The following is a 21,801-nucleotide window of genomic DNA, read 5'->3' as shown; positions in this document are numbered from 1 at the left end:
TATAAACTAAAATAGAATTGTTACCACATAAGTTGTTAATATTCAAAATCAAAGATGATGTGGTAAAATAAACTATCCAAATCAATTACTGCCCAGAAGATCAGATACCATTGGATGAGGTGTACCATGAGAGCTTTAATTCTTTCTGTTTCCACCGGCGGAGGCCACGCCAAAGCCGCAGAAGCAATCAAAGAATCCATTATGAAAAACGAACCCCAGTCAGAGGTTCAAATCATTGATACAATTAAATACATCAGCCCGTTTCTAGATAAACTTGTTGTGGGAACTTACCTGAAGAGCATTCGGTATTATCCCTCTTTTTTCAAGTTCTTATATAAACATTCAGACGAAGAGGGCCGCTTTACAAAATCCTCCACCTTAGGGAATGATTATCTTACAAATAAGCTATACCCTACCATCGTTGATTTTGAGCCAGATATTCTGATTGCAACCCATGCATTCACGGCCCAGATTCTATCAATATTGAGGAAGAAGTTTCAATGGCATAAACCATCCCTTGTTGTGATGACAGATTACGCTTCTCACGCTTTCTGGGTTCACAGAAATGTGGATGCTTATATTGTTTCCAATGAGGATATGATTGAGGAGCTTGCATTGCGTGGACGGGATAAAAATCAGATATATCCATACGGAATCCCCATCTCCGAAAAATTCTTGAATATCAGTGACAGAGAGAGTATTCTTTCAAAATACAACCTCAGTCAGGACAAGAAGATCATCACAATCATGGGCGGAAGTTTAGGTATCGGAAACATCGAAGAAATCCTCAACGAAATCCTTCAGATGAAGAAACCCTATCAGATCATCGTTCTCACAGGAAAAAATGAGAAGCTCTATGAGAAGATGTCCGAACTGCAAACCCGATGCGACCACTGCCTCACCCCTCTTGAATACTGCGAAGAGATGAATGATATCCTCAGCATCACAGATCTTCTCATCACCAAACCCGGTGGTCTGACCATTACAGAAAGTTTTATCACAGGAACACCGCTGGCCATATACTCCGCGATACCAGGCCACGAAGTTCAGAATGCTGATTATCTTATCAGGCACGGCTTGGCTGTGGATCTTGGTACCGGAGAGCACTGCGGTCCTCTCATCGAGAACCTGCTCGATGATGATGTATTCCTCCATTCTATGAAAGAAAAATCAAAAAACAACGCAAAACCCCATGCAGCGCAGCACATTTTCGAACTATGCAAAGATCTTATTGAAGAGAAGTCGCTGCAGTATGACACAAAACGGATTGATTTATAGTATACTATTAAAGAGTAGGAAAGCACTTTCCTACTCTTTTACTTCGCCTCTCACAAGAAGCCCTCATATTGTCTCTGTCAGAATCACTTCATTTCCATTCTTTCTCAGCTCATCCAAAGCACGAACAGCTGTCTCTTTATTCTCATAAATCCCATAAACCGTCGGACCGCTGCCACTCATCAGCGTGACTTTCGCCCCAGTTTTCACTACTCTCTGCTTGATGCTCTTAATTACAGGGTAAGATTGTATGACTACATTCTCCAGAAGATTCCTAGAATAATAGTGCACACCATTCAAGTCATCTTTCGCAAGAGAATCTATAAGCTTTTCCGTTTCCACATGTCTTTTGATCTTCTCCAGATTAAATGCTCCATAAGCATCTTTTGTTGATACCCCAAAGGGAGGTTTCACCAAAACAACCACATGACCACCGAAGGATTTGAGTTTAGTAATCCGTTCACCCACCCCTTCACATAAAGCAGTGCCACCTTCAAGGCAGTAAGGCACATCAGCACCCAGTTTCAACCCTAAAGCTTTGAGCTCTTCATGCGAGAGCCCCAAGGAAAACATCGCATTCATTCCTTTAAGCACAGCAGCAGCATCTGTGCTTCCTCCAGCAAGTCCAGCCGCTACAGGAATGTTCTTATTGATATGAATATGAATTCCTGACCTCAGCCCAGTTACTTCCATAATGAGTTTTGCGGCTTTATACGCAATGTTTCTTTCATCCACAGGTACATAAGACTTATCACAGGAAAGCGAAATCCCTGACTTTCTTTCCGTAAGAATCACCTCATCATGAAGTTCCACACTTTGCATGATCATCTTCAGAAGATGATACCCATCATCCCTTTTCCCCACAATATCCAATGACAGATTAATTTTCGCATACGCTTTTAAAATCAACTAATACACCTACTTTTCCAATATAGACTCTATTATGGCAAATTCTTTGAAAATATGCAAAAAAAGAAGCGCCAGCATACGCCAGCACCTTACATACTAATTTTTGTATGACAGAGTCACAGTTTTTGTGAGCACATCAGAATAACTGAATGAAACGCATCCCTTAGACTCATTGTCTAACCGGACCACGAAAATACTTGGATAAACCTGCTCAATGGTCCCAGTACTCTCATACATTTTCCGCCTTCCCACATTGGCTTTCAGTTTTACATCGCGTCCTACATTCTTTTCAATTTCTTTGCGAATGTCGGTAATATTTTTTAAATATTCCATATAACCACCTACTTCCATATATGATTATACAGAAAATTTATTCAAATGTCAAATCCATAACTTTTTATATTAGCACCTGACATAATCATTGTCAATAGTTCATGCAAAGTTTTCTTTTAGTTCATATTACCTTTACATATTGTCTGAAGAAATAAAAAAGCCGATTGCACCTTCAGCACAACCGACCACCTATTCTAGGACTCTTTCCTGAAGATTTCCCAGTCTTTCAACTGACTGATTTTCTTCACTGCAGTAATCTTTGACATGTGATAGATAATAAAATTCGCTGCAATCCCAATAAAGATTCCAGTCCCGATACCAATGAACGTCAGAACTGGGAGATACATCATCACAGACCAGTTGTTGACAATCATCGAAGCCACTACAAGCTGCCCAATATTGTGACTAACCGCTCCTGCGCCGCTGACACCGATGATAGTAACCTTTTCTCTAAATATATTCTTCACCGCAGCCATGGCCAGAAGGCTTAAAAACCCTCCACTGATAATGTATAGAAATGAAGACAGTGTTCCACCAAACATCGTTGCAAGAACAACTCTTAATCCCACTACAAGAACTGTGGACTTGAATCCCAGAATGTACAGAGAGATGATGGTGAAAATATTTGCCAGGCCAAGCTTGGCTCCGGGGATGCCTATAGGCAGGGGAATCATCCCCTCTATCACGTGAAGCACCAGAGCTTGTGCAACAATAAGTGAAATGAAAATCATTTTGGTTGTCTTAGTCATGGTTGTCACTTTTAAACCCAGTGATGATGTCCTCATCATCCTCTTGTGGTTTTTCTCCCTTTACTTCAATTACAATTCGATTCGGCAGACAGACAATGGTCTCACCAGGTCTGGAAATATATTCTGGTGAATAACACACTTTGTCAGGACAGTCCGCTTCATACATACCGACTTTCTCATCAATAATCTCCACAATATTGACACCCAAATCAGTTTCAATGCGAATTTCATCTCTTCCTGTATGCCCTGTCAGCTGAACCCTTTCATAGAATTCTCCCTGAACTTTGATTTCCACATAGTACCCATCTGATGCAGATCTTGTATTCAGAGTAAATATCAACGCTGGAATAAATGAAGCAAGCACAAATATTCCAATGATGATCACATCCCATTTTTTCACTTTCATCGTAACGCCCCCTTGCACTGTATCCCAAAAATATATTATATCAGATATCAGTTCTCCTGTGAATGAAATCAGGTTAACTTTGATAAAAAAGTCACATTCAGTGAACAGCTCATAACACCATAAAACAAATTGCATAAAATTTAAAATTCAGGTATGATAAAGAAAGAATCCAATTATATGGAGGGATCTGTTTGAAAAAATCAATATTCTCTATCACTGTATTGGCTTTTATTACACTATTTTTGTCCTCATGCGCTTCAGAACCTCTTTCTCCTTTGCAGAACGGTTCATATTCCGTTATCTTTGATGATTTTGATTCCACTGGATGGAAGGCCTATCTTGTATTATACGTGAAAGACCAGAAAATCGAGAATGTGGAGTATGATTATATCGGATCCTCTACAAACGGCGGCAAATTGAAATCCGAAGACTCCTCCTATGCAGAAGCAATGTATTCCATCACAGGAACTAAGCCAGAACTGTATATTCGGCAGTTGGTGGACAGTCTTTTAACCCATCAGGATCCGGATCAGATAGAAGCGGTGTCTGGTGCCACTGCTTCCACAAAGGACTTCAAAAAATTTGCAAAGCTCGCCATAGAAGCAGCAAGAAAAGGCGATACATCCCCTATTACAGTTTCTCAAAATGAGTAAAGTAAGCACAAAACTGTGCTTACTTTTTTTACGGTTTACTTTCATTCGCCTCATCTGATTGTATATCTGTTTCAGCACCATCTACATCACTTAGATTCTCATAAGATGTAATAGGTTCCGGCAGCTCATAATCATACTTTCGGACATAGTCAGGATACTCTGTTTTCAGCTGTTCCTCGAAATACTCTTCAAAAACAGCCAAAGCCGCTGGCACAACAAATGCACCTCTTGTCACATCATAAATCACAACTGCCACGACGATTTCTGGATCATCAACGGGCGCGACAGCCGTATATAATCCGAATGCATCTCGTCCAACTTCCGCCTGATTGGCTTTAAACGTTGCTGTACCTGTTTTCCCTCCAGTTGCAATAGGAAAATCTTTAAATGTGCTGTAACTACCTCCACCGGGCAGCGTGGAAGCTCTGAGCCCATCAAGTAGAGCTTTCACCGTGGATTCTTTAATACCCGTTTCTTCCAGTACCACTGGTTCATTTTCCTGTATGACATTCCCTTCTGTATCAGTGATTCTCTGAACCAGGTTGGTTTTATACCGCGTTCCACCATTGACTATGGTGGCAAGAGCATTGGCAATCTGGAGCAGTGAAGTCTGGTTGTCACCTTGTCCAATGGAAGAGTTAAGAACATTTCGAGGGCTTATGATCTCTGTCGTTTGATCATAGACTATCTTAGCTGCAATCTGCTCTGCATAAAACTTGGAGGACTCCAGTCCCGTTGCTTCCTCTTCAGGAAGTATTGCAATATACTCTTCAAAAGCTTCCCGAAGATTCTGTACTACCTCTGCATAGTCCTGTCTGACATACTTGTTTGCATCGTCGATGGAAATATCAAAAGCATCTCTAACCGCTTGTTTAATCTTCTCCTTACCAAGCGCTTTCTTTTCCTCATCCGCACGATTTATCCCGATATCAATCGGTGTAAAACTACGGGAGGTGTTTCTGGCTTTTCCCGCATTCAAGAATGCGACAACATCAAACATAAAGAGCCTCTTTGTAATCTCCACTTTAGAATAGTGGTTGTATACATTACCTGATATATTCTCATTGATTTCTATTCCCGTGGTGCTATGGGACTTCTCTTGTGGATCGTGACCCATTCCAAGTTTCCAAGCCCACTCAGCAATGGCATTGAGTCCTTTTGCTTTATATAGCCTATATCCCACATCAGCAAAGAAGACATTGGATGATTTAGCCAGAGCTTTTGCCAGATTGATATTTCCGTAAGCTCCTCCACCATCATTGGTGATGGGGTTTCCTACCTGGTCATTGGTATAGGCACCATTATCACGAATGATAGTATTTGGAGTCAGAATTCCTTCCTCCAGCGCAGCAAGTCCTGTTATAACCTTAAATGTGGAGGCTGAAGGCACAAGCCCCTGGGTCGCGTAGTTAAAGAATGGTTTTGCGTAGATGTCATTAAAGTCTGTCACTGTACCATCCGTATTGAACCGAAAAAGATCCTCCGGCACCGCAGGCCTTGTTTCATTGGTTTTTTCATTCACAGTGGTTCTCAGATTCATTTTACGGATCAGCTCTTCTGCATAGGCTCTATAATCAGGAGTAAAGAACTCCTGATACATTTCACTAGTCAGCCTGCCTGGAACAGCGAAAAGATTTGGATCAAAACTTGGATTACTTGCCATTGCCAGAATATTTCCAGTATCTGCCTCCATTACAACAATGGCGCCTCTTGTGGCATTGGTGGAATTCTGTGTATATCCGGCAACTCTATGCACTGTATTCACTTGAGAGTACTCATAAATCAGATCACTCAGAACCTTCTCTGCAGTATTCTGAAGATTCGCATCCAAGGTGAGCTGAACATTGTTTCCCGGATAGGTCTCGAGCTCGAACAGTTCACTGATGGTTCTTCCATTCTTGTCCACTTCAACGGTTTTTACCCCTTTACTGCCACGAAGCCAGTCTTCATATGCGGATTCAATCCCAGAAACACCTATGTAGTCTTTGGAAATATCATAGCCTTTTTCCATATAGTAGTTCTGAGAACCTGCAGGAATAGGATTAAGATATCCGATGATGTGTGCTGCGGTAGTCTGATAAGGGTATAACCTAATGGGATTCGTCTCCACATCAATACCAGGGAGCTTGCTCAACTGCTGAAAAAAAGTGAACGCCGTCTCCTCTTTCATATTGCTCATAAGTGTAACCGCTTTAGACCCCTGATAACTTTCCATCCTGATGCTGTCTCTGATCACCAGGTAGGTTCTGATGGTTTCCCAGTCGAACTTTTTCAGAAGTTCTTCGTGTATTTCACGTCCCGACATCTTTTCATACAGCTTTTTTTCCTCAGCCGTTGGTGTGAGCGCTTCATACATCTTATAGAACTCTATCAGGTAGTAATAGGTATCCTCTGGAGAAAAGGCCAAAATCAGTTCATCCAGCTGATCTGTCTCCTTCTCATTGAGTTCTGATATTTTGTTTTTCCCCGTTTCTTTACTCAAAACTGTTCTAAATAGATAATCGTTGATTCCACGATCTTTCTTCCATCTCAGCTCAGATCCTCTGATAAAGTCAGAATCCTCAGATCCAAACTCAAACCTGAAGGGATCTGTCTTCAGACTGAACGTATCATTGATTTCTTCTCCACTGCTCTTCAGGAGTGCACGGACCTCATCAATGGTCTGATACAGCACTTTTCTGGATTCAGTAGTATCTACATAAATCAGATTATAGCTTTTCAGTGACGTGGCAAGCACCCTGCCATCCGCATCCAGAATTTCCCCTCTTGGTGCTGCATAATCTATGTTTTTGATAAACTCCACATTGGCCCTGGCAGAGTACTCTTCTCCATGTATCATTTGAAGAGTCACCATCTCATTGATCAGCAAGGAGAATATCATAACCATGATGACCAAAAGCCCAGTATATCTATTGAATTTCTTTTTCTTTTTATTATTCATATGCTCACCTTAGTTTTTATTTGAAGGATCCCATCCGGATCCCAATCCATTTCTCATTTTCTAACTCACAATAAATCACACAGAATAGTATACCTGAAAGTTCTTAAGAAGACATTAATCCCTTGTGAAAAACAAAGAATGATTTCTATTTGCTGTATTGATTTTATAGTATAATGTTCTTGAAAGTATTCCTTATAGTCAACACCTTCACCAACTTTTAAGGTTTATCCTTCTTCATTTTAAGGTGTTGAACATACAATAGAACTGATAGCTAAGATTCCGGTGACTGAACCGGTCAGCCAATGGAGGTACCAATGGAAAAACAGACAATACTTATTGTAGATGATGAAAAAGAAATCAGAGATCTCATTGAAATTTATCTCAGCAATGAAGGATACGAAACAATCAAAGCCAGCAATGGCGTGGAAGCCTTGGAAACCGTCGAGAAGCATCATGTGGATCTCATTATTCTCGATATCATGATGCCGAAGAAAGATGGTATTCAAGCATGTATGGAGCTTCGAAAGACAAAAAACATGCCGGTGATCATGCTTTCCGCAAAAAGCCAGGATATGGATAAAATTCTTGGCCTTACTTCAGGTGCAGATGATTATCTCACAAAGCCCTTTAACCCACTGGAACTCATCGCACGAGTGAAGTCCCAGCTGAGAAGATATTATACATTAAATGCAGATAAGCCTAGAAATGACAGTGTGCTGACTTTGGATGACATTACCATCAATATCAACACAAGAGAAGTCAAAAAAGGTAGTGAGTCTATCAAGCTCACCAAAACTGAGTTCGATATGCTTGAGTATATGACAAGAAATACAGGCATAGTTCTTTCTGTAGAAAAAATATATGAGAATGTATGGAAAGAGGAGTTTCTGGAATCTGAAAACACCGTGATGGTTCACATCAGAAAACTTCGCGAAAAGATTGAAGACGACCCTAGAAACCCAAGATATATTAAAACCGTTTGGGGAGTAGGATACAAAGTTGAAAAATAAGTTCATGAAGTCACGGACAAAGAAAGCCCTCCAAAAAGAAAGCCGAATAGACCGTTTCTTTTTGAGAATGGATAACTTCATACGCGCTAAAATCAGCAGCAACATCCAGCTTGAACTGATCTTTGCAGTGGCATTCTGTTTAGTTCTGGCTTTTCTTGCGTACAATATCACATTCAATATGACAAGAAAAGTAACACTCAACCAGTTTATTTCCTATGAACAGGGAATGCAGGATATCTCTGCTTCTGCCAATGATATCGCTGAACGCATGCTGAATGATCTGCGATATAAGGAAGAAGAGGAAATCACGGAAGAAATGCGGAACAATGCAAGATATCCTTCTGAAAACAATCCGGATGCCAAACAGTTCAATCTGGAGCACGCCATGCAAAATCTCATCAGGGATTTTTCAAGGACAAGCACCCTGAAGCTCATGGTTACGGATTTACAGGGAGAGATTCTGTTTAAAACCGATAATGTCACAGAAGCTCGAGTGGATATTTTTTCCGTCATAAAATCAGCCTACGACATCGACTTTTACAAAGATGGCCAAATTGATGAAGACAGCGCCGGTGAGCTTATTTTTGTGTATCCAATGAACTTCCTGAAGCGTGACATCTACCTCATCATCAAAGATACACCCATCGCTGATATTCAGACAACGCCTTACTATTCCTACAATACTTCCCTCTCCATCTTTGTGGGATTCTTTTTCTTTATTTCTGGGTTTCTGATCCTCACTAAAAATAAGATGGATTATATTCAGGAGCTCTCCAATACCGTCCGAATCATCTCCACTGGGAACTTAAAACATAAAGCTCCAGTAAAAGGAAACGACGAACTGACTCATCTGGCTAAGAGTATCAATCTCATGGCTCAGGACATTGACGAACGTATCGAAGAAGAAAGAAATCTGGAAAAGACGAAGCAAGAACTGATTACTAACGTCTCCCATGACTTGCGGACTCCTCTCACCTCGATCATCGGTTATCTCGGACTCGCAAAATCAGAAAAAATAAGTTCCGAACAGAAAAATGAATATATTGATATTGCATATTCCAAATCGGAACGCCTGAAAGAACTGATCAGTGAACTGTTTGAGTATACAAAACTACAAAGCCCTGACAATAAATCCGTCTTCTCTCCGGTGAACGTGGTGGATCTACTGGATCAGCTCATTGAGGAGATGATTCCAATCGCAGAAGAACGTGGAATCCAGATTCATAAAATCGCAAAGTCCAAAGACGTTGTGCTGCAAGCTGATGTCCCTCAGCTCGTCAGGCTCTTTGAAAACCTGATTTCCAACGCAATCAAGTACGCTTACACAAACGACCCCATTCTGATCACAGTGGAAGGTGCTGACGCCAACGGTTTTTCAACTCTAACCTTTGAGAATACCATTGATCATATCACAGATGAGGAAATAGAAAAAATGTTTGAGCGTTTTTATAGATTAGAAAAAAGCAGATCCAGCGAAACAGGTGGAAGTGGTTTGGGTCTTGCCATCTCAGAGAGTATCGTGCATCTTCATCAAGGCAGAATCTACGCAAAGAAGGTCACAGATCAGCGGATCAGCATCATAGTGCAGCTGCCAGTTATTCAAACCAGCTGAGTGAAGATACCCACTATATATTTCGCAGATTTCATACTATAATATTAAAGAACGATAATGCAATGTCAGATGGAGGAACTATATGGATATACTCAAAAAGGTCTTCAATAGAAAATTTATCTATGCTTACATTTTTCTATTGTTACTCCTTGTATTTTTATATTTTAACAACAAGTATCAGAAAGACGAAATATTTTACGGAATGATCTACATCCTGGTAGGTTTTATGATTTCCCTGTTCTATGTGCTGAAAGATTTTATTTATTCACCTGACAGACTTCAGTATAAACAGGTAATCATGGAAGATGCGCTTTTTAATCATAAAGGCGAAATCATTGAAGATTTCGAAGCATATCCTCTTTATGAAGAATTCATCGCTTTTCATCTTTCAAGAAAAGATGAGGACCCCTATAACGATACTGTCACTTCACTTCAGGCGGTTCGTTATAAGAAGAGCAAGATGATTGACTCTCTTTATATTCCACTGAAACCCGAAGACCCTCTATTGAACAAATATGTCATCCCGTTAAACGAAGCCATAGGAAGATTTCTAAGATATGCTGACAGCCTGCCCATTATCATCTACAACCAGCCCTTTACACATACATATCTGAACATCAAACTGGATAAAGAGGTTCATATCTCTTTCATCGATGCAATGAAAATGAGTAAAGATCTGTATGGAATCACAAACAAGCCCATCTCTCATCTTCAGAAATATCTTGGTTTTTATAATCTTGGTGGAGACCTTGTCAAGGATGCAAAAGTGGTAGGTGCAATTTATCTGGACTATATTTATACCGTTTCAAAACACCGGGCAAAACTCGAAAAAAAATCTGGATTGAATCCACTACAAGGTTTGACAAAGAAAGTGAAGCACATCGCAAATCCCGTCTCTGAAAAACCTTCAGAGCATACCCCTCAGCCTAAGAACAGCAGTAAACCGCTGCAAGAACGTACCGGTTCAACCCTAACAGAAGAGAGAACAAATGAACCATCAAAAAAATAGCAGGTGATTATATGAAGCGATATCTCATCATATTTCAAGGCCGTGTTCAAGGTGTCGGATTCCGCTTCTTCACGTATGAAACCGCAACGCGACTCAAGATGACAGGAAAAGTACGGAATATGACAAATGGCTATGTCGAATGCGAAATCCAAGGTGACCCTGAGTCTTTTCAGCGCTTTTTCGCTCTGATGATGAAAGGCAACGGCTTTCTCAAAATTGAAGATTACACACTGAAAGAGCTGCCCGTGGTTCCAGAAGAGCAGTCCTTTAAAATTGTTGGCTGATTTCAAAAAGAAGTATTCACCTCTAAAATTGTGGATACTTCTTTTTATATAGTCATTTATTTGATATACTGCTATCAGAATAATTTGAAAAAGAGGTGCAATATGGATCAACCACAAAAAGCCAGCAGCGGACCGATTCTGATAGATATGAATGCTGGAGAAACACGCTATTGGTGTGCTTGCGGAAAAAGCGCATCACAGCCTTTCTGTGATGGCAGCCACAAGGGCACAACAGATATTATTCCGCTATTATTCACAGTGGAGGAAAGCGGTAAAAAGGCACTCTGCAACTGCAAGCAGACGAAAACTCCTCCCTACTGCGATGGTTCACATCTTACAGCGGACCAAATAATACCGTAGCAGAAACTAAAAAAGAAACTCTCCCAGCGGGGAAGAGTTTCTTTTTTAGTTTCAATGATTATTTTTTAGATTTCAGATTTTCAAGTTCAGTAATCCGATCCACTTTTGCTTGGGATCCTCCACCGGAAAAATCAGATTCCAGCCAAATATCCAAAAGATAGGTGGCCAGTTCAGGAGCCACCACCCGGGCTCCCATGGTCATGATTTGGCAGTTGTTGCTCTTTCTTGATCTTTCTGTTGAATAGGGGTCATGGCATACAGCTGCTCGTATCCCAGGCACTTTATTGGCTGTGATGGCCATGCCAATTCCAGTACCACATAGGAGAACTCCTCTTTCAAATGCCCCCTCAGCGACTTCACTGGCTACGCTATAGGCAACATCAGGGTAAAGTACCGATTCATCTTTGAGGGATCCAAAGTCCTTCACCTCGATGCCCTTCGCCTCTAAATGCTTAATTATGATATTCTTCAGATCATACGCTGCTTCGTCACAACCGATTGCTATTCTCATTCTTCTTTCGTTCCTTTCTCTTATCTTATAGTGACAGTATGGATTTAAAATTATCTTTCAGCTTTGGATACAGTGCATCAAACTCATGATATACACTCTCGTATGCAACGACATTCTCTTCAACCGGTGCATAGATCTCATCACGCATTTTGATGATTTTATTGCAGGCATCCACGACACTGTCGTATGATCCGCATCCTACCATAGCGAGGATGGCTACACCAAGTGCCGCACTATTTTCAGACTTCATGGCTGGGAGTGATACAGGGAGATCATACACATCTGCAAGAAGCTGTCTCCAGAATTCACTCTTAGATCCTCCGCCGCACATATGCACATGATCCACTTCAACCCCGGTATTTCTGATGCCAGACATAATATCCTTCAGCGCATAGGTAACACCTTCCATCACCGCACGGGTCATGTCGGCTTTCGTGTGTATTGCTGCCAGTCCAACAAAAGAACCTCTGCAGGTCAGATTGAAATGCGGAGACTGCTCGCCGTTTAGATAAGGAAGATAAACCAGTCTGTTTGCGCCAATAGCCGAAGAAACTGCATCCTTGTTGATGGCTTCATACTCCAGGTCTTCTGGATAAAAGTTGTTTCTCCACCATTTCAATGACCCCCCAGCAGAATTTACACTGCCCATATAATGCCACGCACCTGGAATCGGCATGCAGAAAGTATATACAGACTTATGGGGATCCAGAAGCGGTTTTTCTGAATAAGCAAATACAGTGCCAGAAGTGCCAATAGTTGTCATCGCTCGACCTGGAGAAACAATTCCAGTTCCCACCCCCGCGGCCGCATTATCACTGGCACCACCAACAACCGCACAGGCTGTGGTGAGGCCTGAAGCTTCAGCGACTTCAGGCAGGATGTATCCTGTAATTTCATGGGATTCGTATACTTTTCCAAGCATCTCCTCTGTAAGATCCATTTTCTCCAGAATTTCTGTTGCCCATTTTCTGTTGGGAATATCCAGAAGCTGCATTGCAGAAGCATCAGATACCTCAGTTGCATATTCTCCTGTCAGACGGTATCTCAAGTAGTCTTTTGGAAGATGGATGTGGGCAACTTTTTTGTAAAGATCAGGCTCATTATCCTTCACCCACTGAATCTTTGCAGCTGTAAGGCCTGGTCTAGCAGGTGTAAGGGAGTATTTCATAAACAGATCGTCCCCAACGATCTCTCTCACATGTTCACATGCTTCTGATGTTCTTCCGTCGTTCCACAAGATTGCTCTTCTCAGCACTTTTCCATTCTGATCCATCATGACAGCACCCATCATCTGCCCAGAGATACCCAGGCCTTTCACAGATTCTGCAGGCACGCCACTTTTCTTCATGACATTTCTTATGGTCTCTATAGATGCCTGGTACCAATCTTCAGGATCCTGTTCAGACCACCCATTATGTGGCTGATACAAAGGATACTCCATTTCGGAGACAGCAACCTCCTTCCCATTCACATCAAAAAGTACCGTTTTCAAGCTTCCAGTCCCCAAGTCCAATCCTAAAAAATAATTCATGTTCATTACCCCTTTTTATTTATTTGATGTTTATGATTACATGATTTTCTGGAATTTCTTCCATGGAATATTCAGCTTTTCTCCATGATTGAGTAGACCATCCACGTGCATTAAAAGCGGATAATCCTCTAAGCTCACGATTCCTCTCTTAGCCAGTGCTTTTACTGCTTCTGCTGTTCTTGTTGCAATAACAACAGCCTCCAAGGTCTGCCCTTTCAGCTCTTCCATAACAGCTTCAATGGGATATCCTTTTCCAAGAAGAAGTCCCACAGTTCTGCTTCTTCCCGCTGCCACAGTAACGTTGAGATCTCCTGCAGCAAACATGATATTTTCCGGTCTTCCCCCCACAATCTTGAGAAGCTCCATCATTTCTTTGACACTTTGCTGAAATAGTGCCGCTTCGGAATTATTATGGTCTACACCATCATCTCCAAGTTTTTCAGCCATTCCGATCGCCAAGGCAGTGCCTAAAGCATATCCATTTTTCAAAGCCACTGCTGATTCAAGTCCAACCACATCCTCTGTCAGACTGATTACATAGTAATCCGTCTCAAACAAAGATCTGATCCATTTGAGTTTCTCCAAATTTCTTCCACAGAATCCCACAAAAGACTGATCATGGTCTGACAAGTCTCTGGCTGTACATGGCCCCCCAATGGCGTAAATCCCCAATTTACTGCCTGTCTGAAGTTTTCGTTCCCAGTACTCTGGATAAGTGACAAGGCTGCCATCTTCTTCATTGAGCATCCCTTTTGTCACGGATAAAACCGGGATGTCTTCATTCAGAACGGGAAGGATTTCGTCTGCAAACCAGTCTACTCCGAAGCTGGAAACTCCGCATACTACCAAATCGGTATCTTTCAATGATTCATTCAGATCCTCTATCTTATAATATCTGATTCCATCATGCAGAGTTCTTTTCAGATTTATATGATATCTGTCCTGCCGTAAGCGATCTATGATCTCTCCATCCAGTGGGCTACCCACCAGCCGGACCTCATGTCCATTCTCTATCAATGGAAATGTAAGAGCTGAAGCCATCTGTCCAGATCCAATCAAAGTTACAACACTCATGTTCTACCTCCAAAAACGTTTACTTCTTTTATTTCTCTCATCATAATCCTCGTTATGGGAAAAATCAATAGGTATCTGGGAATTTTCCCAAATCATGAAAATCTCTCTGCAGTAATTGCGAGATTTCTCCCAAATGCACTGAAATAATTCCCTCGAACTGGTAATGACGCTGAAAACCTTGACAGAAACAAGAATTATCGATATTTTGAAATTATCAGTTATCACATGGAGGAAGTATGGATACAACGAAAATCAGCCAAATATTACGTATCTCAAAAATGTACTATGAACTGAACATGGGGCAGGTGGAAATCGCTGAAAAGGAAGGTATTAGTAAATCCTCTGTCAGCAGACTATTAAAAAATGCTATGGACATTGGACTGATTGAGGTCCGCGTAAAAGAATCTGTATTGTCTTATAGCGAACTAGAAAAAGAACTGACTGAAAAATTCCCACTAAGGCGTGCTGTCATTGTTCCTGATCTGGTGGGCAACAGACAGGTTCTTCTTCAGGATGTATGTGGCGCTCTTGCTGAAGATCTACCCCGCTTCCTGAAAAACGACTCCATTTTAGGAGTACACTGGGGCCACACTCTTGCGGTTCTCGCTAAGCAACTCCCCTCGCTCCGCTTGAAAGGAGTTTCCGTCATTCAGCTCAGTGGAGGTTTTTCGAGAGCTGTTTATGAGTCCGGTGCTCTTGATATTTTGAAAAATTTTGTGGACTGTGTCAATGGAACAGGTTATCAGATTCCTGCTCCCGCCATGGTGGATCAGAGTTTTATCGCTGATGCCATTAAGCAGGATGGGCAGATCAAAGAGATTCTTGACATGGCCGATCGCTGTCACACTGCCATTTTCTCTGTTGGAAACTTAGAAAGACCTTCTGTACTGTATGAAATGGGTGTTATCAACGAGGACAGCTATCGTGAAATCCGCGAAATGGGTGGAATTGGTGACTGCTGCTCACACTTTATCGACAAATCAGGAAATGTGCTGGACGAAAAACTGGACAGCCGTGTTATTGCTACTCCTCTGTCCGTCATAAAAAAGATTCCCAACAAGATGCTTATTGCTGTAGGAAAGGAAAAAACAGAGGTCATTATTGCAGCATTGAAGGGTGGTCTTGCCGATAGTTTATACATAGATGCCCCGACTGCTGAAGAAATCCTAAAACAGTATCAGGGATAGTGCTGCAGGTTGCGTAAGCAACCTGTTTTTCATCTCTTTACCGAAATCGTAAAAAGAACTGAAAATATCAGTCTGAAAGCTCATGTTTCGAAAAAAACATAAGAATTTCATGATAAGTTTCACATCTCTTCTATAAGTATTTGAAAATTTCATGTGGTAAAATTGTTAAATCTAAGATATAATACCTAAGGAAGGCTTAATGAATATTGAAATTTCATATCTATGAAATAGCGCCAGAACCTATAGCGATATAGGTTGACGAGGACGAAGTTATCGAATTTTCGGCGGATGCTTCGCGGTAGACACTACCGATATCTGACAGAGAAATCCAAAAAGTGATTTTTGGGACAAGGCTGTCAGGGTGTATTAAGCCTGTCTAAAAATATTTAGAGAGGTGTTTTTTTATGTGTGGAATTGTCGGTTATGTAGGAAACAAGGATGCGTCGGAGGTTCTCATCAGTGGACTTTCAAGACTGGAGTACAGAGGATATGACTCCGCTGGAATCTCAGTGCTTCATAATGGAGAACTTACAGTCAAAAAAGCTGCTGGAAGACTTAAAAATCTAGAAGAGAAGCTCCAGGAAGAAAAAGTTCAGGGTCATATGGGAATTGGCCACACACGATGGGCTACCCACGGTGCTCCTCTGGACAAGAACTCCCATCCTCACAACAGCAATAATGGCAAGATTTCTGTTGTGCACAATGGTATTATTGAAAACTATATGGAAGTTAAGGAAAGGCTTCAGGGATTAGGCTACATCTTCTACTCTGACACAGACACAGAAGTGATTCCAAATTTAGTAGATTACTACTACAGCGGAAATCTGCTGGAAGCTGTGAAAAAAGCTGCTGCAGATCTTAAAGGAAGCTATGCTCTTGGAGTCATGGCCCTCAATGAGCCAAATAAAATTGTAGCAACCAGAAAAGATTCTCCACTTGTTGTGGGTGTTGGCGACAAAGAATTTTTTATCGCCTCTGATGTACCTGCAGTGCTGAATTATACAAAATCCTTTGTATATCTTAACGATGGAGAATTTGCAGAGTTATGCAGAGACAGCTTACAGTTCTTCAATCAGGACGGAGAGCAAATCGAAAGAGAAATCACTGAAATCACCTGGAGCGCAGAGTCCGCAGAAAAAGGCGGCTATGCACATTTCACCATCAAGGAGATCTACGAGCAGCCGAAAGCTCTAAAAGATACCATGACCGGAAGAATTGTTCCAGGCAAGAAGATAAAGCTAGATGACATCCATATCACGAAGGAAATGCTGGAAGACTACTCCAGAATCTATATCATTGCTTGTGGAACCGCTTATAATGCAGGACTTATTGGTAAAGTAGCCATTGAAAACCTCGCTAGAATCCCAGTGGAAGTAGATGTGGCGTCAGAATTCAGATACAGAAATCCAATCATCGATGCAAAAACACTTGTGATTGTCATCAGCCAGTCCGGTGAAACCGCTGATACTTTGGCTGTATCCAGAGAAGCACAAAAGTTTGGTGCAAGAGTCATCGCCATTACAAACGTAGTCGGAAGCTCTATTGCGCGTGAGGCAGATGATGTATTCTATACCTGGGCTGGTCCTGAGATCGGGGTTGCTTCCACCAAAGCTTATCTGACGATGCTGGTAGCGATTTATAGCATTGGCATATACTTTGCCGAGCTTCTAGGCACACAGCAAGAGTCTTATCTGGAAGATTTGAAAAAAGAGCTCTTGACCTTACCTGAAAAAGTAGCTTCTATCCTAGCGGACACAAAGCGAATCGAACACTTCGCAGATAAGATTCACACCGAAAAGGATGTATTCTTCTTAGGTAGAGGTCTTGATTATCAGATTGCTGTAGAAGCATCCCTGAAATTAAAGGAGCTTTCTTACATTCATTCTGAAGCCTATCCTGGTGGTGAACTGAAACATGGTTCCATTGCCCTCATCGAAGATGACATCACGGTCATCGCCAGCCTTACGCAAAGAGATCTTCTTGAAAAAATGCAGAGCAACATAAAAGAAGTAGTCTCCCGTGGTGCAAAGGTTATGGCCATCACCTTCGAAGACAATCACGATGTGGAGCACTTCTCAGATGAAGTGATCATCATCCCAAATACCATGGACCTCATTGCTCCAATTCTTGCAGTAGTCCCACTTCAGCTTTTAGCCTATTATGTTGCCTTGTATAAGGGGCTGGATGTGGACAAGCCAAGAAATCTTGCAAAATCGGTTACCGTAGAGTAATATATTCAACCGCAACAAAGCCATCTGCTTCTGCAGATGGCTTTTATTCATGTATCGTTATCGGATTCTGATATACTTCCATTTATTGGTTCGGAATCTTCCGTAGACAAAAACCCATCGGATCAGCTGATCAATCAGTACAGCAATCCAAGCTCCCATCAGTCCCAGTCCTAATACCTTAACGAGAAAATAAGCAACGACCACCCGGAATCCGAATACACCGATAAAAGTAGCAACCAGTGGCCAGAATGTATCTCCGGCTCCTCTTAATGCACCCGCTAGAATCAGCTGTGAGGACTGAAAAGGCTGTACAAGGGCTATAATCTTCAGTGCCATGGATGCATTGTCAATGATCACAGGATCCGTTGTATACAGACTGACAATCTGAGGTCCGAAAAAGAAGAACAGCAGCGCCATCCCCGTAGAAATGATGGAACCGATCTTTCTTGTCTCTTTCGCATAAAGCTCTGCTTTCTTCAGATTCTGCGCCCCAAGCGATCTTCCTACCATGGAAGATGCTGCTATCCCGAAAGCTTGACCTGGTTGAAACGAAAGCCCAAGAATGCTCAATGCAATTTGGTGCGATGCATAAACAACGGTTCCTAAACTTGCAACAATCCTTACAAACATCATGACGCCGATTCTTAGCGCTAAGGACTCCAAGGATGCCGGTACTCCTACCTTGATGAGATTCTGGATCACAATTTTGTTGTATTTGAATTTTTTCTGAAGATCAAGTTTCAGTGGGCTGTCCTTTCTCGTGACAAACCGAACCATCAGCACACTAGCCACCACATGAGAGAACGCAGTGGAGACACCTGCTCCAGTGACTCCTAATGCCGGGAAGAAAAGAAGACCATAGATGAGTACCGCATTTCCTATGACATTCAGGAAATTGACTCTAAGATTAATTCTCATAGGTGCTTTGGTTTCTCCAATTCCACGCAGTGCTGCAGTAATGGACATATTGAAGCTCTGAAATAGATAGCCTATCATGATGACCTTGAAATAGGTGCTCCCAGCGGATATGGTGTCCGCTTCAGCCCCCATGAACCTCATGATCTCCTCAGTAAAGACAAGACCAAAAGTCGCAAGCGGGATTGCTAAGACAAAGATATTCAGAAGGATCACATGCTTCAAAACAGAATCCACTTTATACGGCTGCTTCGCTCCTACATATCTTGCAATCATCGCCGTTCCCCCGACATTTAGTGCCTGGGCTAAAGAAAGGCCAATAAACATAGGCTGATTCGTGATTCCAACAGCAGCTACTGAAGCTGCGGACAAAGCCTTGTCCGCAATCCATCCGAGCATCATCATATCAATCATGCCGAAAAGTGAACCTAATAGAAGTTCAATTAGAATCGGCCATGCCAGTTTCAGCACATCCTGCCGTATTGGATTTTTAATCAGCTGGTCCCAACTCTTTCTTGTCCGCTCTTCAGGGTTCCACTTATCATCTATATCAATATCTTGACTCTGTTTTTCATCATTCATCTGCTAATCCTCTAATTTCATCTCATATTATGTGAACACATGAATCATTATAGCACAGGCATTCAGTAATCTTTGAGTTCAACAATACAAAACAGAGAGGATGTGCAACAGATTCCAATGTAAAAAGCCAGAAGATCAGCTTCTGGCTTAAAAAGTCTTTAATAATCGTATTCTGTATACTGTTCACTGATTTTTATCTTAAGTTTCTGGTCCTCCAACAATTTCTTGTAAGAAACCAGAAACTCATTGAGTTCATTATCCGAAAGGTCTACCCTTGCGGCAGAAGTTAAGATGACTGTCGTCCCATCGAGATATATAGACACCTGATTCCGGTCATTTCTGATTTCATAGGAAAACCCTTTGAAATCTCTTATTTTCCCTTTGTACTTCTCCATGAACCCCAACTGTTTTCGATATTTTTCATATTCCGGGTTATTGGTGAGATTATACTGACTCTCCACATCCGCCATGGATACACCGTAACGCTCCATAAGCTTATTCTGAATCTCCATAAACTTCTCCATGGAGATATTGTTCTTTTGCATATATTCCATCACAGCACGGTTTATGGAGGCTATGCTCTCTGTTCCCTGTCCCATCTTGCTGTACAGCGTAAAAATATAGTTTTCAAAATCATCGATATCCTTATCCCGCACTTTATTCTTCAGTTCATTGAAATCAATGACATCACTCAAATTTATTCCTCCTCGAGGCTCTTCAGATAATCCAGAAGATCAGATTTCTGCACCCGGTTCACACCACTATGCTCAATGTCAAAACCTGGATCTATCTTCTCGCCATACTCTCGTTCCATAATCTCAATGACCCTTGGTTTGCAGAACTCCCCTTGGCACCAACCCATGCCCGCTCTTGTTCTTCTTTTTACTCCGTCTACTGTTTTAACTCTGATTCCACGGTGGAGCGCATCCACAATTTCATCTTCTCTTACCTGTTCACATCTGCATACAATCCTGTCCTTTGACCCTAGAGGAAGCTCAATGAACTCTTTTATATCCTTTAAGGGCTGCAGTGGTTTTTTGGTCACAATAGGCTTTCTGTAGGGGTCAAAATCATTATTGTCTTCCCATTCTAATCCTGCATCCTTAAGAATTCCTATAACCATTTCTGCAATGGCTGGTGATGAGGTCAGCCCTGGAGACTGAATACCGGCCACATTGATGAATCCTTTCACTTCTGTTTCTTCAATGATAAAATCATCCGTTGAACTTCTTGCACGAATTCCAGTGAAGCTTCTGATGAACTGCTTTGAATTGATCTTTCCATACAGCGCCTTTGTCTGCTGGTAGATTTTAGCAACCCGTTCAATATGAGTTGATGTATCATCTTTTCCACCTTCATCTGATGCATCAGGGCCAATGAGCAGATTACCATAATAGGTGGATGCCACTAGAACACCTTTTCCATACTTCGTGGGCAGCTGGAATATCACTGTGTTGATAGGGTCTCCAGTGCCTCGGGTGAAAAGGATATACTCTCCTGATCTTGGCAGAATCTCGAAATTATTCACACCAACCATTTTAGATATTTCATCCGCATATACACCTGCAGCATTCACCACATATCTACCTTGGAACTCTTCTCTATCTGTGGAAACTTTGAACACATCTCCGTCTTTCTCAATGCCAGTCACTTGATGCTCAAGCTTAAGTGTCACACCATTTTTTATGGCATTCTCTGCCATGGCGATGGCCATTTCATAGGGAGAGCAGATTCCTGCACCTTTACAGTACAGTGCCCATTTCACATCATAGGTCAGTTCTGGTTCCAGCTCTCTGATCCGATCGGGTCCAATGATTTCCAGATCGTCCAGTCCATTTTTAATACCATTTGCCATGAGTTTCTCCAGGGGCTCCTTATCGTCCTCCATGGAAATTACGAGGGAACCTGTTTCTTTGAATCCAAAGTTCAGCTCCTCATCCAATCTTTTAAACTGCACTCTTCCTTTGTAGCACAGTCTTCCTTTCAACGCCTCGTGTTTTTCTGCAAAACCACCATGTACAATAGCGCTGTTTGCCTTGGTTGCTCCCATGGACACATCAATACCTTTTTCAAGTATCAGCACTTTAGCCTTTGATTTTGACAGTTCTCTTGCGATGGTGGTACCTACGATACCTGCACCAATAATTATTACATCATACATGACTTATCCCTACCTTCCTTCTCACTTACATGTAAACATTTACTTATTACATTGATTATAACAAAAAT

Annotated in this window: 20 protein-coding genes; 9 read left to right on the top strand and 11 right to left on the bottom strand. The window is 41.7% G+C overall.

All coding sequences use genetic code 11. From position 1 onward, the window contains the following. The first annotated feature begins 126 nt into the window (after positions 1-126). Positions 127-1,278, top strand: coding sequence for a glycosyltransferase (locus DEF30_RS10315; RefSeq protein WP_294099004.1), 1,152 nt, complete (start codon positions 127-129; stop codon positions 1,276-1,278). A 63-nt stretch (positions 1,279-1,341) separates the two neighbouring features. Here DEF30_RS10315 and ispE read toward each other — a convergent pair whose 3' ends face one another. The 4 genes from ispE to DEF30_RS10295 form a co-directional block, all read right to left on the bottom strand. Next, positions 1,342-2,184 (bottom strand): 4-(cytidine 5'-diphospho)-2-C-methyl-D-erythritol kinase, encoded by an 843-nt coding sequence (ispE, locus tag DEF30_RS10310; RefSeq protein WP_294099001.1) that lies wholly within the window; start codon positions 2,182-2,184, stop codon positions 1,342-1,344. A gap of 96 nt (positions 2,185-2,280) precedes the next feature. After that, positions 2,281-2,517, bottom strand: a complete 237-nt coding sequence (locus DEF30_RS10305) for a Veg family protein (RefSeq protein ID WP_031573341.1) — start codon at positions 2,515-2,517, stop codon at positions 2,281-2,283. A gap of 194 nt (positions 2,518-2,711) precedes the next feature. Continuing rightward, entirely contained in the window at positions 2,712-3,266 is a 555-nt protein-coding gene (locus tag DEF30_RS10300) for a Gx transporter family protein (protein WP_294098999.1), read from the bottom strand. Then, on the bottom strand, positions 3,259-3,672 hold the full coding sequence (locus tag DEF30_RS10295; RefSeq protein WP_074910558.1) for a NusG domain II-containing protein: 414 nt from the start codon (positions 3,670-3,672) through the stop codon (positions 3,259-3,261). Before DEF30_RS10295 ends, DEF30_RS10300 begins: the two co-directional genes overlap by 8 nt. A 191-nt stretch (positions 3,673-3,863) precedes the next feature. Here DEF30_RS10295 and DEF30_RS10290 point away from each other — a divergent pair, with 191 nt between their 5' ends. Then, positions 3,864-4,325, top strand: coding sequence for an FMN-binding protein (locus DEF30_RS10290; protein ID WP_294098993.1), 462 nt, complete (start codon positions 3,864-3,866; stop codon positions 4,323-4,325). A gap of 28 nt (positions 4,326-4,353) precedes the next feature. On the opposite strand, the gene DEF30_RS10285 is transcribed toward DEF30_RS10290, so the two are convergent. Further along, positions 4,354-7,266, bottom strand: a complete 2,913-nt coding sequence (locus DEF30_RS10285; RefSeq protein ID WP_294098990.1) for a penicillin-binding transpeptidase domain-containing protein — start codon at positions 7,264-7,266, stop codon at positions 4,354-4,356. 314 nt (positions 7,267-7,580) lie between these two features. Here DEF30_RS10285 and DEF30_RS10280 point away from each other — a divergent pair, with 314 nt between their 5' ends. From DEF30_RS10280 to DEF30_RS10260, 5 genes are all read left to right on the top strand, one after another. Continuing rightward, the gene (locus tag DEF30_RS10280; protein WP_074910567.1) at positions 7,581-8,276 is read left to right on the top strand and encodes a response regulator transcription factor; all 696 of its coding nucleotides are present in this window, start codon (positions 7,581-7,583) and stop codon (positions 8,274-8,276) included. A gap of 4 nt (positions 8,277-8,280) precedes the next feature. Beyond that, entirely contained in the window at positions 8,281-9,888 is a 1,608-nt protein-coding gene (locus DEF30_RS10275) for a HAMP domain-containing sensor histidine kinase (protein WP_294098984.1), read from the top strand. A gap of 82 nt (positions 9,889-9,970) precedes the next feature. Continuing rightward, positions 9,971-10,897, top strand: coding sequence for a hypothetical protein (locus tag DEF30_RS10270; RefSeq protein WP_294098982.1), 927 nt, complete (start codon positions 9,971-9,973; stop codon positions 10,895-10,897). A gap of 11 nt (positions 10,898-10,908) precedes the next feature. Further along, on the top strand, positions 10,909-11,181 hold the full coding sequence (locus DEF30_RS10265; protein WP_294098980.1) for an acylphosphatase: 273 nt from the start codon (positions 10,909-10,911) through the stop codon (positions 11,179-11,181). A gap of 102 nt (positions 11,182-11,283) precedes the next feature. After that, complete coding sequence (locus DEF30_RS10260; RefSeq protein ID WP_294098978.1) at positions 11,284-11,541, top strand: CDGSH iron-sulfur domain-containing protein; 258 nt, start codon at positions 11,284-11,286, stop codon at positions 11,539-11,541. Between the two features lie 58 nt (positions 11,542-11,599). Here the strand turns inward: DEF30_RS10260 and rpiB are convergent, their stop codons facing one another. From rpiB to DEF30_RS10245, 3 genes are read right to left on the bottom strand one after another with little or no spacing between them, the layout of a single operon-like run. Then, the gene (rpiB, locus tag DEF30_RS10255; RefSeq protein WP_294098977.1) at positions 11,600-12,052 is read right to left on the bottom strand and encodes a ribose 5-phosphate isomerase B; all 453 of its coding nucleotides are present in this window, start codon (positions 12,050-12,052) and stop codon (positions 11,600-11,602) included. A 25-nt stretch (positions 12,053-12,077) separates the two neighbouring features. Beyond that, the gene (gene xylB / locus DEF30_RS10250; RefSeq protein ID WP_294098975.1) at positions 12,078-13,583 is read right to left on the bottom strand and encodes a xylulokinase; all 1,506 of its coding nucleotides are present in this window, start codon (positions 13,581-13,583) and stop codon (positions 12,078-12,080) included. Between the two features lie 36 nt (positions 13,584-13,619). Beyond that, positions 13,620-14,657 carry a glycerol-3-phosphate dehydrogenase gene (locus DEF30_RS10245; protein WP_294098973.1) on the bottom strand — a complete coding sequence of 346 codons (1,038 nt, stop codon included), beginning with the start codon at positions 14,655-14,657 and terminating at the stop codon, positions 13,620-13,622. 236 nt (positions 14,658-14,893) lie between these two features. On the opposite strand from DEF30_RS10245, the gene DEF30_RS10240 reads away from it, so the two are divergent. Both DEF30_RS10240 and glmS read left to right on the top strand, forming a co-directional pair. Continuing rightward, positions 14,894-15,844: a sugar-binding domain-containing protein gene (locus DEF30_RS10240; protein WP_294098971.1), complete on the top strand. Its 951-nt coding sequence runs from the start codon at positions 14,894-14,896 to the stop codon at positions 15,842-15,844. Between the two features lie 404 nt (positions 15,845-16,248). After that, positions 16,249-18,075 (top strand): glutamine--fructose-6-phosphate transaminase (isomerizing), encoded by a 1,827-nt coding sequence (gene glmS, locus DEF30_RS10235; RefSeq protein WP_294098969.1) that lies wholly within the window; start codon positions 16,249-16,251, stop codon positions 18,073-18,075. Between the two features lie 57 nt (positions 18,076-18,132). Here glmS and DEF30_RS10230 read toward each other — a convergent pair whose 3' ends face one another. From DEF30_RS10230 to DEF30_RS10220, 3 genes are all read right to left on the bottom strand, one after another. Further along, entirely contained in the window at positions 18,133-19,572 is a 1,440-nt protein-coding gene (locus DEF30_RS10230; RefSeq protein ID WP_294098966.1) for an MATE family efflux transporter, read from the bottom strand. Between the two features lie 158 nt (positions 19,573-19,730). Continuing rightward, a complete protein-coding gene (locus DEF30_RS10225) occupies positions 19,731-20,267 on the bottom strand; it encodes a DUF3867 family protein (RefSeq protein ID WP_294098964.1) in 537 nt (178 codons plus the stop codon). A gap of 2 nt (positions 20,268-20,269) precedes the next feature. Beyond that, complete coding sequence (locus tag DEF30_RS10220; RefSeq protein WP_294098961.1) at positions 20,270-21,733, bottom strand: NAD(P)/FAD-dependent oxidoreductase; 1,464 nt, start codon at positions 21,731-21,733, stop codon at positions 20,270-20,272. Positions 21,734-21,801 lie beyond the last annotated feature (68 nt).

This window comes from Proteiniclasticum sp. (genome assembly GCF_003514505.1).
In the GTDB taxonomy this organism is placed as follows: domain Bacteria; phylum Bacillota; class Clostridia; order Clostridiales; family Clostridiaceae; genus Proteiniclasticum.
Note: the sequence above shows the minus strand (reverse complement) of the source record. Positions and strands in the feature narration are given on the sequence as shown.